This window comes from Eggerthella lenta DSM 2243, assembly GCF_000024265.1.
GTDB lineage: Bacteria > Actinomycetota > Coriobacteriia > Coriobacteriales > Eggerthellaceae > Eggerthella > Eggerthella lenta.
On the sequence record NC_013204.1, the window covers coordinates 536,951 to 551,116 of the forward strand.

Below are 14,166 nucleotides of genomic sequence, written 5' to 3' on the forward strand. Positions count from 1 at the left end.
ATGGCCGTCAACGCCAAGAACATCACGGACGACGAGTTCTTCTTCGGTCATAAGGCGTGCGCCGGATGCGGCGGGTCGTTGGCCGTGCGCGCGGCACTCAAGGTTCTGGGGCCGAACGCGGTGTGCGCGCTGCCTGCGGGTTGCATGAGCGCCGTCGGCTTCAACTTCCCGCAGCTCAGCTTCGCCAACAACGCGATGATCACGCCGTTCGCAGCCACGGCCAGCGTGCTCACCGGCATCGAGGCCGGCCTGCGCGCGCAGGGCAAGAAACCCGACGATTGCACGGTGGTGGGCTTCGCCGGCGACGGCGGCACCGCCGACATCGGCATCCAGGCGCTGTCGGGCGCCATCGACCGCAACGACGACGTGCTGTACATCTGTTACGACAACGAGGCGTACATGAACACGGGCATCCAGAAAAGCTCGCTCACGCCGTTCGGCGCCAAGACCACCACCACGCCTGCCGGGTCGAACATGCGCGGCTGCCTGACGCAGAAGAAGAACATGTTCGAGATCGTGGCCGCGCACGGCATTCCCTATGCGGCCACGGCGTCCATCGGCTACCTCAACGACTTCATGCGCAAGGTGGAGCACGCCGCCTCCATTCGCGGGACGAAGTACATCCACGTGATGGCGCCGTGCCCGACGGGCTGGGGCTGCGGCGTGGACGAGACGGTGGACATCTCGAAGGACATCGTCGACTGCGGCCTGTGGTACCTCGCCGAGTACGAGGGCGGGGCGTTCAAGCTCAACCGCAACCCGCGCGAGTTCGCCAGCGTCGAAGCCTACCTGCGCCGTCAAGGCCGCTTCAAGGCTCTTACCGACGAGGATGTCGCCAGCGTGGTTGCCGCGCGCGACGCGAAATGGGAGGTCATGCGGAGAGACTGGGCGTAGCGAGACCCAATATCGGCACGAGCAAGATGAAGGGCGTCGTTTGCAGCGGCGCCCTTCATTTTTATATTCTATCGGATACAAAACAAATCATATGATATACTCCTACCAATCAAACGATTGATAGGAGGACTCATGTCGAAGGATTTGACGGCTCAAGACATCAAGCGCATTCGAAGGAAGTACGGCTTGACGCAGCAGGGTTTCGCTCGTTTGCTTGGATTGGGTGAGGCGAGCGTCGTGCGCTACGAGAACGGGCAGACGCCCAGCAAGGCGAACGCGAACCTCATTCGCGCAGCCGACAACCCGGCCTTCATGCGGGATTGCTTCGAACGCGACGGAGATTTGCTGTCGCACGAGCAGCGCGGCAAGGCCGAGCAGATCATCTACGCTCTGGTAACCTTCGACGAGGACGGGGACATCATGGATATTAACGAAATGTACGAAATCACGCTGCAACAAGAAGTGCTGAACGAACAGGCTGCGCAACTCATGGGCGATACGATCAATTTGCTTCTTGCCGCACGTGAGCAAGAGGATGCGATTGCTGAAGCGGTGTACGAAGATGTACTTAAGCAGATTTCTCACATCAAGCCACGCATCATTTCAGAAGGGCACTTGAATACAGTGAGGCTTTCAGAAATCAGAGGGCAAATCGAATGTTTGAAGAATATGGTGGATAGTCGTCAAGCTAAGGCAGCTTAGTATGACGGATCTCGAAAGCTATTCGGATAGAGAATTTCTTGCAGCGCTTAAGCCGCTTATCGGTACTCTTGTTATCGACAAACGGCTAGCTCCGTCAGATAACCCGCGTGCGGTTTTGCTAGGAGGCCAGAGCGGTGCGGGCAAAACAACGCTGCACGATGTCTTTCTCGCACTTGAGGAAAGCAATGCTATTGTGATTAACGGTGATGACTACCGCTCCGTCCACCCGCGGTTTCGTCAGATCTGCGCCCAATACGGCATCGACTCGCCTGCACATACGGCGGCGTGGGCCGGTCGGATGGTCGAGGCGATTGTCGATGCGCTCTCCATCATGGGATACAACCTCATTATCGAAGGGACGTTGCGCACGTCCGAAGTCCCCCTGAAGACTGCGCGGCTCCTACGTGATCGCGGGTATAGCGTATCGCTGGCGCTCATGGCGGTTAAGCCGGAGATATCGCTCATCAGCTGCCAGTTGCGATACGAGCAGATGCGCATCGCCGGAACGGAGCCGCGCGCGGTCGATCCTGCCCATCACCTTTCCATCGTCAAGAGCATCGTCGGCAACTTGAAGGTGCTGGAAGAGTCGGGCATGTTCGACGATATCGGCCTGTACTCGCGCAGCGAGCAGCGCCTCTTCTCTAGCGCGGACGATGGTGGGCAAGCGAGCGAAGCGCTCGAGCGGATCCTCTTCGGAGCATGGACCGCCGAAGAAAGCGCTCACTACGAATATCTCAAGCAACGCCTCGAACAAGCAAGAGCCCTCGGCTAGCTTCCTGGTTCGGGGTCGAACGAGTCTACGAGGTCGATGAGGTCCTGCTTTTTGTGGATGTCGAGCTTGGCGTAGATGCGCTTCGAATGCATGCGCACGGTGTTCTCGGAGATCACCAGCTCCTCGGCGATGCGCACCACGGTCTTGCCGCGCACGATGTGCTCCATGACCTCGGCTTCTCGTGCGCTCAGGCGGAACTCCTGGCAGATGCGGGCCGCCTGCTTGGAGATGCGGTCCTGGTAAACAGGCTCGCCATCGGCATGTTTGCGAGCTGGTCGGACGGTTCCCTCTCGCTTTGCGGAACCGTCGGGCGTCGGTCCCAGTGACACGAGCTCGACGTCCGGAACCGATCGATGTGCGCCGCGCAAGGCGCTATGGAAGCCGCCCTGGCCGAAGAAGTACATGAATCCCAGCAGGTACCCGGCGCCGAGCGCAACCACAGCGTGCGACGACAGCCCCGGAATGGCCACCTGTCCCGCAAGCGTTCCGCCGATGAACCCTGCATCGTGCAAGGCGTACACCACGCCGCCGAAGAACCCGTACACGAACACGGGGTTCGTCCCGTGGTCGCGCGACGACTGGGCACATTGGATCATCATGAGCATGATGGTGACGCTGTACGCCGCGTACAAGACGGCCGCGAGCCAACGGGCGTAGACGTCGCCCAGAAACGGGAGCAGCACGAATCCGGTGATGATCACCGGAAACACGATGCGGAACAGCGAAACTACGTTGAGCCGCACGCTCTTGAACTGCCACAGCACCATGAACGCGACGGCGGTAACCAGCGATGCGCCCATAGACAACGCGTTCACCAGCGATCCGATGGCCGGATCGTCGATGGCCAGCGCGCGGATGAGCCCCGCGCACAACCCGAGTGAGCCCACGCACAGCGCCGGGCGCGCAAGGGTGGAGATTGCCTGGCGGTACACGCCTCTGTTCTTCTTCGGCACGTCCTCGAACATGGGCTGGTCGAAATTGATCTCGCGGCTCTTCAACGATATCGCCAGAGCGAAAAACGGTGTGATAACCAGAGGAATCAGGTACACGGTGACTGCGCGGGGGATGAGGTGCAGCGCGAAGTATAGCACCGAAGCGTACGCGGTGCCGAGGATGAGGTCATGGTTGCCCGCGTCCGAGTCCTGGCTTGCGAACAGTCGTTGCCACAGCATGTAGAAACCGGCCGATCCCACGCCGATGAACCCGCCGCCCGCGATGACGAGGGGCAGCGTCCATGCGTCCAGATACATGGCGCCGATAAGGCAGAACCATCCCAGCAGATACGGCACGGCCGACAACCTGACGATGAACAAGCGCGTGGGCCCCGGCAGATGGTACGAGCCTACTACGCTCAAAAAGAAGCAGGCGGCGAACACGAGCGACTGCACGAGGAAGAACCAGAACAGCGTCTGCGGTTCTTGAAGCTTCATCGGCAAGAACGGGAACACGCCGCCCCACGCTCCGGCGGCATTCACGGCAAGGAACGACGCATAGCCGAACAGCGTGGTATTCGGTTTGAAAGCGCGCAGTACGGTCGTCGCGTTCACTACGATCCTCCCCTGGATGATAGCCTTCGACGGGTAGAATATCCCCTGCATCAGTATAGCGGGGGCGCTGGCGCGAATGCGGGGGAATCCGATAGCGGTTTCGCACATCGTGAGCTTCTGAACAGGCTAAACGTAAAATGTACATATTTCATGTAACACGCGATTGCGCCGATCGGCCTACAATGCGCGGTGTTTCGTCCCGACGGAACGCATGAGCAGACGAGGGAATCAAGGAGGGATCATGACGAAAACGAAAGAGCATGCCGTTTCTCGCCGCACGTTCGTGAAAGGCTCGGCCCTGGCCGGCCTGGGCGCCGCCGCACTGGGCACCGGCACGCTGTTCGCGTGCTCGCCGCAAGGAACCGATGAAGTTTCTGGCGGGGCATCGGAGACGGTCGACGAGAAGGTGGTTTGGGGCCATTGTTCCGTCAACTGCGAAGGTCGCTGCGCGCTGCGCCTGCATGTGACGAACGACGAAGTTGCGTGGGTGGAGAGCGACAACACGGGCGATGACGTGTACGGCGATCATCAGATTCGCGCATGTCTGCGCGGTCGTTCCATCCGGCGTTGGATTAATCATCCCGACCGCTTGTCTTACCCTATGAAGCGCGTCGGCAAACGCGGCGAAGGCAAGTTCGAGCAGATTTCCTGGGACGAGGCCTACGACCTCATTGCCGATAACTATCAGCGTATCCTCGACGAATACGGTCCTGAAGCCATCTGGAATCACTATGCTTCGGGCGTCAACGCCAGCAACATCGGGTCGTTCCTTTCTCGTTTCATCAACATGAACGGCGGATGCCTGGGGCGCTACGGCAGCTACAGCTCGGCTCAGATATCCGCCGCCCTTCCGTATCTGTACGGCAAGCGTGCCGCCAACTCGAACTCCGACATCGTGAACGCGAAGCTCGTCGTGATGTTCGGCGAGAACTCCGTCGAAACGAAGGCTGGCGGTGCCGGGCCTACGTACCACTTGGAACAGGCGCTCGAGCAGGGCGGTGCAAAGGTCATCGTCATCGATCCGCGCTACAGCGACACGGTGGCGACGCGGGCCGACCAGTGGATCCCCATTCGTCCCGGCACTGATGCGGCGCTCGTCGATGCCGTAGCCCATACCCTCATCGAGGAAGATCTAGTGGATCACGACTTTCTGGCCACCTACTGCATCGGTTACGACGAGGATACCATGCCGGAATCGGCGCAGGGGCAGAACAAGTCGTACAAAGCCTACATCATGGGTCAAGGCGTAGACGGCGTCGAGAAAACGCCCGCATGGGCCGAAGGTATTACGGGGATTCCCGCCGATACCATTGTCGAGCTGGCACGCGAGATCGGCACTGCGAAACCCTGCGCCATCTACCAAGGCAAGGGTCCGCAGCGCCAATCGAATGGCGAGCAGACGGCACGCGCCATCTGCATGCTGCCGGTTCTCACGGGCAACGTAGGCATCAACGGCGGCAACACGGGTTCCGACCTTGACGGATTCTATTTCTCGTCGTTCTCGGTGCCGTCGGACAAAAACCCGGTGCAAACGTCGATCGCTACCTTCACCTGGACTGATGCCATCGATCACGGCACCGAGATGACGAAACTCGCCCATGGCGTGCGCGGCAAGGACAAGCTCGATGTGCCCATCAAGATGATCTTCAACTACGCGGGCAACACGATCACGAACCAGCACAGCGACATCAATCGCACGCACGAGATCCTGCAAGACGAAAGCAAGTGCGAGTTCATCGTGGTGTGGGAAACGTTCATGACCGATTCCGCCAAGTACGCCGACGTGCTGCTGCCCGATCTTATGCCGGTCGAGCAGCCGAACTTCGTCTCGAACGACTATGCCGGCAACATGGGCTTTATCATCATGGGCGAGCCGGTCACCTCGCCGAAGTTCGAACGGCGCACGCTGTACGCCGATCTGCGTGAAATCGCCAAGCGCATGGGCAAGGAGGAAGCGTTCACCGAGGGCCGCGATGAGGAGGCTTGGCTTCAGTTCTGCTACGAGGAAGCTCGCAAGGAGGACGCAGATCTTCCAACGTACGACGAGATGAAGGAAATGGGCGTTTATCGTCGTAAGGATCCGGACGGTCATCAGGTTGCGCTCAAGGATTTCCGCGATGATCCGGTAGCGAACCCGCTCAAAACCCCATCGGGCAAGATCGAGATATACTCCGAGCAGTTGGCGGAGATCGCCGAAACATGGGAGCTGGCCAAAGGCGACATCATCGACCCGTTGCCCGTATACGCGCCGGGCGTAGAGGGTTGGGACGATCCGCTTCGCGAAACGTATCCTCTCCAGATGCCAGGCTATCACTATAAGGCGCGTGCTCATTCGTCTTACGGCTGCATCGACGTGCTCAAGCAGGCGAACCCGCAAGAGCTGTGGATGAACCCGCTGGACGCCAGCGAGCGCAGCATTAAAGATGGCGACAAGGTTCAAGTGTTCAATGATCGCGGTACCGTCGAGATCGTGGCGAAGGTCACGCCGCGCATCATGCCCGGCGTGGTGTCGATGGGCCAGGGAGCTTGGCACGACGCCGACATGTCCGGAAACAAGGTGGACAAGGGCGGCTGCATCAACACGCTGACCTCTCCTCGCCCGACGCCTTTGGCGAAGGCTAACCCGCAACACACGAACCTCGTCGAAGTCAAGAAGGCCTAGGGGGTAGACCATGACTCAGTATGGATTTCATTTCGATGGCAAGCGCTGCACGGGATGTAAGACCTGCGTGCTGGCCTGCAAGGACAACAAAGACCTGTCGGCCGAGATCTCGTTCCGGAAGGTGTATGAATACGGCGGCGGCACGTGGAGCCAGAGCGATGGATTGTGGTCCAACGACGCGTTCGGCTATTACGTCTCCGTCGCGTGCAACCATTGCGATAGCCCGGCTTGTATGGCGAAGTGCCCGCAGGGGGCCATCTCGAAGGACCCCGACACGGGCATCGTGAACAACGATCCCGAGAAGTGCATCGGGTGCGGTACGTGCGCCATCGCGTGCCCGTACAGCGCGCCGAAGGTGGACGAGGAGATAAAGAAGGCGGTACGGTGCGACATGTGCGCCGATCGCGTGGCCGAGGGCAAGCAGCCCATCTGCGTGGAGGCGTGCCCGCTGCGCGCGCTCGACTTCGGCGAGATCTCCGAGCTGCGCCAGAAGTACGGCGAGATGGCCGACATCGCCCCGCTGCCCAGCGCCGACGAGACGAAGCCGAACATCGTGATCACCGAGCCGGTGAACGCGAAGCCGGCTGGAGATGCGACGGGGTCGGTGCTCAACGAGCGCGAGATCGCGTAGAATCTTCTGAGCAGTATCAAGCGGGTGCCGCGCGGTCTGACGGCGCGGCACCCGGTGCGCTGCAGGGGGACGCGCGGCGCGTCGGCATGGCCGACGATCGGGGGAGGACACGGTGGAGCAATTCGGTTTCTACTTCAACGCGAAACGATGCACGGGCTGCAAAACGTGCATGCTCGCGTGCAAAGACTACCGCAATCTGGACGCCTCCGTGTCGTTTCGCCAGGTGTATGAGTTTGTCGGCGGCAGCTGGTCGAAGGACGAGCGCGGGTGCTGGGCGCAGGATTGCTTCGCGTTCTACGTGTCTTCGGCGTGCAATCATTGCGCGAGCCCCGCCTGTATGGAAGTATGCCCCACGGGTGCCATGGGCAAGAACGAGCTGGGACTCGTGAGCGTGGACGAGCATCGGTGCATCGGCTGCGGCTACTGTGCGCTGTCGTGTCCGTACCATGCGCCCAAGGTCGATCGGACCGTGGGGCACAGCGTGAAATGCGACGGATGCTCTCAACGTGCGCGAGAAGGGAGCGCTCCCGTCTGCGTGGAAGCTTGTCCGCTGCGGGCGCTTGAGTTCGGGCCTATCTCCGATTTGCGGGCGCGTCACGGTCGTGTCGCCGACATGCCCCCGCTTCCCGATTCATCGAAAACCGCACCTAATTTGGTGTTGAGCCTTCCTGTGCGCTTGGAAGAGGACGAGAGCCGCGTGCTTGCGGAAGGCGCGGTTTGCAATATTCGCGAACTAGTGTGAGGGGAGCACCTATGGACGATCGCATGGATGCCGTCAAGGCGGAACTCGAGGCCGTGTCTTTCGTGGGCGAGACGCTCGCCCCGTTTTTCTTGCAAGATCCCCGCACCGGCACGGCGGGCGCTGCGTTTCAGGCGGTGGCGCAGCTCCGTGCACAGGAAGCGGCTGATGCGTGGCCTTTCGCCGACGGGGCTGAAGCGCGTCACGCTTTGAGCTTGATGGTGAACGGTTTGGCCGACGGCATCGACGCCGACGACCTCGTGTGGGAGTACCGCCGTCTGTTCGTCGGTCCCGCTCCGAAGCCGGCCCCGCCCTGGGGCTCGGTGTACACCGACCGCGAATGCGTGGTGTTCGGCGAGGGCACGTTGGAGCTGCGCGCGTGGATGCGCGCGCACGGCGTGAGGCGCACGACCGATGAGCGAACCCCCGAGGATCACATCGGCCTCATGCTGGCGCTCATGTCCTACCTTGCGCGCAACCAGCCCGACGACCTGGACGAATTCTTGCAAATCCATCTGCTTACCTGGTCGTCGCACTTCCTCGACCAGCTGGTCGAGGCGGCGGATCACCCGTTCTATGAAGGGCTCGCCCGGCTTGCGAAGGCCTCGCTCGAAGGCATTCAGCAAGCACGCGACATCGACGTGACGTATCCGCGCTTCTATCGGTAGGCTTTGGCGATGACCGGCTTTGCCACCGCGCTCAACGAGATCACGCTCGTGTTGTTCACCACGCTGGCCCCGTCGGGCGCGGTGGCGTACGTCATCATGGGCATGGCGGCGCTGCGCGCGCAGGGCGACGAGCGCAAGCGGCTGAGCGGTGCGCTTCTCATCCCGTTTCTCGTGACGCTGGTGGGGCTCGTCGCCTCGGCTACGCATTTGGGCAATCCCGATAACGCGCTGTACGTGTTCTCGCGTGTAGGTGCGAGCCCGCTATCGAACGAAGTGTGCGCGGCCGTGTTGTTCCTGGGCATATCGGGTCTTCATTGGCTCTACCAGTTCGCCGAGCATGCGCGCCAGCGGGTGCTGAACGTGCTGCTGGGAGCGGCCATGGTCGCATCGCTCGCGTTCCTGATCTCGGTGGCGTTCGCCTACGCCAGCAGGACGGTGGTCACCTGGGACACGCCCTTCGTTCCCGTCGCGTTGTGCTTGAACGCGCTGGTGGGCGGCCCGGTTCTGACTCTTTTCTGCTTGCGGTTCTCGCGGTGGTCGCCGTTAGAAAGCCGGGTGGGCGGGATGCTGCTCGCCCTCTCGTCCGCAGCTCTCCTAGCGAATGCGGGCGTGTACGTCGCCCAAGGCATGAGCGTACTTACGATGAGAAACTACCTTGTGTCCGCAGAACAGCTTGTACCGACGTATGGCGCGATGGCGACGGTTTTCTTCCTGCTTGCGGTAGCCGGGGTTGCAGTGGACGCTCTTCCGCTCATGCGCGGGCGCGGCATCTCGGTTGCATCGGCCGCCATCGCGTCTGCGCTGGTGTTCGCCGGCATCTTCGTGATGCGTTTCGCGTTCTACATGATGCATATGACCTACGGCATCAGTTTATAGCGCTGTTGGCGTGGTACCCTGCTGGGGACAGACCCGGTTGAAGGAGTTTCGATGATCGCGGATGCATCCGCCAAAGCCGCCCACCTGCGAACAATGAGCACCCTCGTCGTGCCTTGTGTTGTCGCCTCTCTGGAGGCTTAGAGGGTATGCATCTGTCGAACACGATGCTCGACGTACTGGGCACTGCTCCGGTGGAAGCGGTCATCATCTACACCTGGAGCCGCGTGCTGCATATGCGCAACAGGGCCGCATTCTACCTTCTTATGTCAAGCTGCATGCTCGTGGTAGTGTTGACGCGCGGCGATGCGGGAACAGGGATGCGCTTCGCCTACCTCGTGTTCACGGGAGGCGTGCTGCCCTTCCTCATGGCAGACGAGCGTCCTGCGCGAAAAGTGTTCGTCATTGCGCTCATGAACGTGGCAATCATGATCGCCGAAGTGCTGGGGACGGCGTTGTGGTACGGCATGACGGGAATCGACATCATCGATTACGACAATACGCGGGCGCATCTCGGAGAGTTCGCGATTATGCACGCGGCCCATCTCGTCTTGATGATAGCGCTGTTCGCCGCGCTGCGCCTCGCTCTACAACGCGGCGAGTCTGCGGGATCGATGAATTTGCGGCTGTTCCTCTGGTTTCCGGTCGTGCAGGCTCTTCTGCTGACGGTTCCCCTGATTGCAGGGTGTATGCCCGCCTGGGTTCCAGCATGCTCTTCTACGGCATGTCGGTGCTTGCGATCGGGTGCTTCGTCGTGGATGCGATGCTGTTCGCTTCGATGGACCGCTACGCTCGCAAGCGGCATGAGGATCAGCGAGCCGCGCTGTTGCAGGGTCAGCTGGATGCGTGTCTTGCGCAGTGCAATGCGTTCGTCTTGGAGGTCGAGCAGACGGCGAGGATGCGCCACGACGTGCGAAACCAGGCTCATGCGGCTATGGTGCTTGCCGAGAGAGGCGACTATGCGCGCGCCCGTGATCATATATCATCGTTTCGGTCATTATATTTGCCGAAGTGACCGAAAAACCCGGAAGGGGCAAAAGGCTTCATCGTATATAATCTCGTGGAGCGCAGCACGCTTATCCCCTCCATGCAAACCAGAGACGTTAGCCGATGCCATGTACCAGGTCGTAATAGTAGAAGACGATGCCGCCCAAGCCGAGATCATCCGGAGCATGATCGAATGCTCCCCGCGTGGCGGCGAGCTCGCCATCGAGCATGTTGTCGACGCCGAATCTTTGACGGCGCGTCTTGCGGAGGAACCGGCCATTGACGTTCTCGTGATGGATATCGAGCTGGGCTCGGAAGACGCGAACGGCATCGACCTCGTGAAGCGGTATTTCCCCGCAGGGTGCGGCACGCAGGTGATCTACGTCACCGGCTTCGTCGAATACTGCACGAGCGTGTACCGCACAGAGCATCTGTATTTTCTGGTAAAGCCGTTCGCGCAGGACGACTTGGACGACGCGCTGAGCCGCGCGCTCGAGCGGCTCGAGGCCGACTCGAGCAAGCCCCTGAGCGTTCGGCTTGGAAGCAGGGTAGTGCTTGTCGAGCCGAGCAGGATCAGCTATATCGAAAGCGATCGGCGCAAAGTACGCATCCATGCGGGAGCCGAGGAGATCGAAGCGTACGCGTCGTTGTCCGACCTCGCTGCCGAGCTGCCCGCTTCGTTCATCCAATGCCATAAGAGCTTCCTGGTAAACATGGATCACGTCAAGGAGCTCAAAGCGGACAGCGTGGTGCTCTCGTCGAACCAGGTTGTGCCTGTGAGCCAGAAGCGCCGCAAATTCGTGCGCGAAGCTGTCTTCTCGCGCGTGCAATCCAAGCTGTAGGACGGCGAGGCTCTCGTATGCCCGATGCTCTCCTCGACATCATCGGGGTCGTTCCCGTGCAATTGGTGTTCGCCTATGCGCTCACCAAGATGCTCAATATTCGCAGGCTCTACCTGTTCTGGGTGCTGGAACTTGTTTTCGTGCTGCTTATCTCCTCGTTTCGTTCAAGCATGAGCGTCGAGTTCAGATTGGCGGCCTCCGTGCCGCTCGCCCTCATTCCCATATTCCTATCGCAGGGAAGCCTCGCGCGCAGGATTCTCGTCGTGACGCTGGCGCATCTGGTGCTTTTCTTTGCGGAGCTGCCCGGCGGCGCCCTGTGGATGTCGATGACCGGCACGCCGGTCGCCGATTACGAGGCCGTTCGAACGCATCTTGGCGCTTTTTTCCTGACTCATGCGGCTCATATGGCTCTGCTCGTTCCGCTTCTCGCGATGCTCTGCATGCTGCTGAACCGTTTCGGCAGCGCTCAGGAACGGGGAATGGGCGAATGGCTGCCCGTGCTTTTTTCCTTGGTACAGCTTGTTCTGGTGAACGTGATGATCCTTTTACCGCTCGGCTACATCCAGGAATCGATGACGTATTACGGCGCAAGCGTGGTGCTGGCGCTTGTCGGTTTCGCGGTCGATCTGCTGCTGTTTGAGGCTATGGGTCGCTTCGCCCAAAAGCGGCGCGACGATGTCCGTGCGACGATGCTCGAAGAGCAGCTGGATCGGTATCTCGCGCGTTGCGGGGAGTTCGTTTCGGACATTGAGCATACCTTGAAGGTGCGGCACGATATGGGCAACCACGTACAGGTGGTGCTTGCCCTGTCGGAACGCGGCAACTTTCAAGAGGCCCACGAACATCTTGCCTGCATGGCCGAGGTGCTTAACGATACCCGCCGAAGCGAGGAGGCAGTCTTATGATCGTGCGGATGATCATCGCGGTAGGCGTGCTGCTGCTGATGTGCGCGATTATGGCGGTGCTGGCGCGCCGGCTGCGCGGCGTGCCCCCGACGCGTCTTTTGATTAACCTTTTGTTCCCGTTCAGCCAGCTGTGCATCGTTGCGTTCCTCTTTTATTATGCGATTGCCTACGAGCTGCCTTTTTGGATGTTCGCGCTGGTCGCGGTCGTGGGCGCCCTGTGCGGACCGGTCGATCTCGTGCTGTTCAAAGCGTTGGAGGAGTCCGAGAAGCGCGAGCTGTCCCGCGAGCGTGTGCGTCTGCTGGAAGAGCAGTTGCAAGCGCAGGAACAGTATTTGCGGCGTTTATCGGCGGACATCGATGAAGCGCGCCGCGTTCGCGAAGACGTCGCACGCGAGCTAGCGGCGGTGGACGATCTGCTGCAACGGCAAGAGGCCGAACAGGCATCGCGGGGGCTGATGAAGGCGGTCGGCATCATGGATTCGTCCTGCAAGCGCTCGTGCGAGCACCAGGTGGTCGATGCCCTCGTCTCGATGAAGGCTGCCGTATGTGCGGAGCGAGGCATTCGACTCGAGCTCGATCTGGCGCTGGCCGACGATGTCTCTCTGCCGAGCGTGGAGCTGTGCGCGGTGTTCTCGAACCTGCTGGACAACGCTGTCAGCGCATGCGGCAAGGTGCCGGAGGGCGCGCGGTTCATCAAGCTGAAAGCACGTGTGGATGCCGGCTATCTGGCAGTGCGGATGGAGAACAGTTGCGCGCCGGCTGAACCTGGCGAGGCCCGTCGCGCTCCGCGCCGTTCGCGCGGCGACCGCCTTCCCGAGCACGGCTGGGGCCTGAACATCCTCAAAACCCTCGCCGACCGTCACGACGGCACGTTGGAAACCGTGCAGGAAGATGGCGTGTACCGCACAACGGTGTTGCTGAAACTGGATGCAAGGTGAGGTGGGATATGAGGTTCATCGTTTCTCCTGCTAAGAAGATGAACGTGGTCGACGATGCGTTTGGATGGCGCGATCTGCCGATGTTCGCGGATCGGGCTGCGCGTCTGGCCGATGCGGTGCGGGCGCTCTCGTACGACGAGGCGAAGGCGCTGTGGCAGTGCAGCGACGCGCTGGCCGAACTCAACTTCGAACGCTTCCGCACGCTCGACGTGCGCTCCGGCGCGTTGACGCCGGCGGTGCTGGCCTACGAGGGCATCCAGTACCAGAACCTTGCGCCGCAGGTGATGACGATGGAGCAGTTGGATTACCTGCAGGAGCATCTGCGCATCCTCTCGGGGCTCTACGGCGTGGTGCGCCCGCTCGACGGCGTGGCGCCGTACCGCCTGGAAATGCAGGCGAAGCTCGCGGTGGACGGCGCGCGCAATCTCTACGAGTTCTGGGGCGACAGCCTGAGCCGCGTGCTCGCGGCCGAAACGGACGTCATCGTGAACCTGGCATCGGTGGAATACGCGAAGGCCGTCGTTCCCTCTGCGGATCGCTGCGGGGCAAGAGTGCTCACCTGCCTGTTCGGCACCGTCGACGCGCGCGATCGCCTCGTGCAGCGCTCCACCGCCGCGAAAGCCGCGCGCGGTACCATGGTGCGCTGGTGCGCCGAGAACGCCATTAAAGAACCTGCCGACCTGCAAGCCTTCGATGCGCTCGGCTACGCGTTCGATCCCGCTCGGTCGACCGACGATTGCTATGTATTCGTTCAGAAATAGCCATGCATAACCTCAAATAATCAAACAAACGGTTTTGACTCGAATTGATGACTCCTCTGAGCGCAAAGCTTTGCGAGAAGTTCTCGTGAATCGCCTGACGAATGCGGACCACCATGGACGACGAGGTCTTGTCGTGTTGCGCACGCCGGAGTGCATCGAGCTTTCGAATCCCGGCGGTTTTCGGGTGGATGTGAAAGCCGCCATTTCGCGCATCGGACAATATCACTATAATAGGAACATTCGCG

General features: G+C 60.8%; 13 protein-coding genes. 12 read left to right on the forward strand and 1 reads right to left on the reverse strand.

The window, feature by feature from the left end; all coding sequences use genetic code 11:
• The 3 genes from ELEN_RS02115 (at window position 1) to ELEN_RS02125 (ending at window position 2,368) form a co-directional block, all read left to right on the forward strand.
• Window positions 1–894 carry a thiamine pyrophosphate-dependent enzyme gene (locus tag ELEN_RS02115; RefSeq protein WP_015759967.1) on the forward strand — a complete coding sequence of 298 codons (894 nt, stop codon included), beginning with the start codon at window positions 1–3 and terminating at the stop codon, window positions 892–894.
• A gap of 132 nt (window positions 895–1,026) precedes the next feature.
• Window positions 1,027–1,596 (forward strand): helix-turn-helix domain-containing protein, encoded by a 570-nt coding sequence (locus ELEN_RS02120; protein ID WP_015759968.1) that lies wholly within the window; start codon window positions 1,027–1,029, stop codon window positions 1,594–1,596.
• Between the two features lies 1 nt (window position 1,597).
• Complete coding sequence (locus tag ELEN_RS02125; protein ID WP_015759969.1) at window positions 1,598–2,368, forward strand: zeta toxin family protein; 771 nt, start codon at window positions 1,598–1,600, stop codon at window positions 2,366–2,368.
• On the opposite strand, the gene ELEN_RS02130 is transcribed toward ELEN_RS02125, so the two are convergent.
• Entirely contained in the window at window positions 2,365–3,915 is a 1,551-nt protein-coding gene (locus ELEN_RS02130; protein WP_035584186.1) for a helix-turn-helix transcriptional regulator, read from the reverse strand. The two genes, ELEN_RS02125 and ELEN_RS02130, sit on opposite strands and share 4 nt — an antisense overlap.
• 241 nt (window positions 3,916–4,156) lie before the next feature.
• On the opposite strand from ELEN_RS02130, the gene ELEN_RS02135 reads away from it, so the two are divergent.
• The 9 genes from ELEN_RS02135 to yaaA all read left to right on the forward strand — a co-directional run bounded on the left by ELEN_RS02135 (window position 4,157) and on the right by yaaA (window position 13,921).
• Window positions 4,157–6,577: a DMSO/selenate family reductase complex A subunit gene (locus ELEN_RS02135; protein ID WP_015759971.1), complete on the forward strand. Its 2,421-nt coding sequence runs from the start codon at window positions 4,157–4,159 to the stop codon at window positions 6,575–6,577.
• A gap of 10 nt (window positions 6,578–6,587) precedes the next feature.
• A complete protein-coding gene (locus ELEN_RS02140) occupies window positions 6,588–7,208 on the forward strand; it encodes a DMSO/selenate family reductase complex B subunit (RefSeq protein ID WP_015759972.1) in 621 nt (206 codons plus the stop codon).
• 112 nt (window positions 7,209–7,320) lie between these two features.
• Window positions 7,321–7,950, forward strand: a complete 630-nt coding sequence (locus tag ELEN_RS02145; RefSeq protein ID WP_015759973.1) for a 4Fe-4S dicluster domain-containing protein — start codon at window positions 7,321–7,323, stop codon at window positions 7,948–7,950.
• An 11-nt stretch (window positions 7,951–7,961) separates the two neighbouring features.
• Entirely contained in the window at window positions 7,962–8,615 is a 654-nt protein-coding gene (gene dmsD / locus ELEN_RS02150) for a Tat proofreading chaperone DmsD (RefSeq protein WP_015759974.1), read from the forward strand.
• 9 nt (window positions 8,616–8,624) lie between these two features.
• Window positions 8,625–9,491 carry a dimethyl sulfoxide reductase anchor subunit family protein gene (locus tag ELEN_RS02155; protein WP_015759975.1) on the forward strand — a complete coding sequence of 289 codons (867 nt, stop codon included), beginning with the start codon at window positions 8,625–8,627 and terminating at the stop codon, window positions 9,489–9,491.
• A gap of 1,112 nt (window positions 9,492–10,603) precedes the next feature.
• Window positions 10,604–11,317, forward strand: coding sequence for a LytR/AlgR family response regulator transcription factor (locus ELEN_RS02165; protein WP_015759976.1), 714 nt, complete (start codon window positions 10,604–10,606; stop codon window positions 11,315–11,317).
• Window positions 11,318–11,334: 17 nt separating this feature from the next.
• Window positions 11,335–12,222, forward strand: a complete 888-nt coding sequence (locus ELEN_RS02170) for a hypothetical protein (protein ID WP_015759977.1) — start codon at window positions 11,335–11,337, stop codon at window positions 12,220–12,222.
• Window positions 12,223–12,248: 26 nt separating this feature from the next.
• Window positions 12,249–13,160 (forward strand): ATP-binding protein, encoded by a 912-nt coding sequence (locus ELEN_RS02175; RefSeq protein WP_226844274.1) that lies wholly within the window; start codon window positions 12,249–12,251, stop codon window positions 13,158–13,160.
• A gap of 8 nt (window positions 13,161–13,168) precedes the next feature.
• Window positions 13,169–13,921 (forward strand): peroxide stress protein YaaA, encoded by a 753-nt coding sequence (gene yaaA, locus ELEN_RS02180; protein ID WP_015759978.1) that lies wholly within the window; start codon window positions 13,169–13,171, stop codon window positions 13,919–13,921.
• The last annotated feature ends 245 nt before the right edge of the window (window positions 13,922–14,166 follow it).

Bases quoted from the DNA above. Each gene is read 5' to 3' on its own strand.
- ELEN_RS02115 (WP_015759967.1), top strand. From the start codon at position 1: ATGGCCGTCAACGCCAAGAACATCACGGACGACGAGTTCTTCTTCGGT.
- ELEN_RS02120 (WP_015759968.1), top strand. From the start codon at position 1,027: ATGTCGAAGGATTTGACGGCTCAAGACATCAAGCGCATTCGAAGGAAG.
- ELEN_RS02125 (WP_015759969.1), top strand. From the start codon at position 1,598: ATGACGGATCTCGAAAGCTATTCGGATAGAGAATTTCTTGCAGCGCTT.
- ELEN_RS02135 (WP_015759971.1), top strand. From the start codon at position 4,157: ATGACGAAAACGAAAGAGCATGCCGTTTCTCGCCGCACGTTCGTGAAA.
- ELEN_RS02140 (WP_015759972.1), top strand. From the start codon at position 6,588: ATGACTCAGTATGGATTTCATTTCGATGGCAAGCGCTGCACGGGATGT.
- dmsD (WP_015759974.1), top strand. From the start codon at position 7,962: ATGGACGATCGCATGGATGCCGTCAAGGCGGAACTCGAGGCCGTGTCT.
- ELEN_RS02155 (WP_015759975.1), top strand. From the start codon at position 8,625: ATGACCGGCTTTGCCACCGCGCTCAACGAGATCACGCTCGTGTTGTTC.
- ELEN_RS02165 (WP_015759976.1), top strand. From the start codon at position 10,604: ATGTACCAGGTCGTAATAGTAGAAGACGATGCCGCCCAAGCCGAGATC.
- ELEN_RS02170 (WP_015759977.1), top strand. From the start codon at position 11,335: ATGCCCGATGCTCTCCTCGACATCATCGGGGTCGTTCCCGTGCAATTG.
- yaaA (WP_015759978.1), top strand. From the start codon at position 13,169: ATGAGGTTCATCGTTTCTCCTGCTAAGAAGATGAACGTGGTCGACGAT.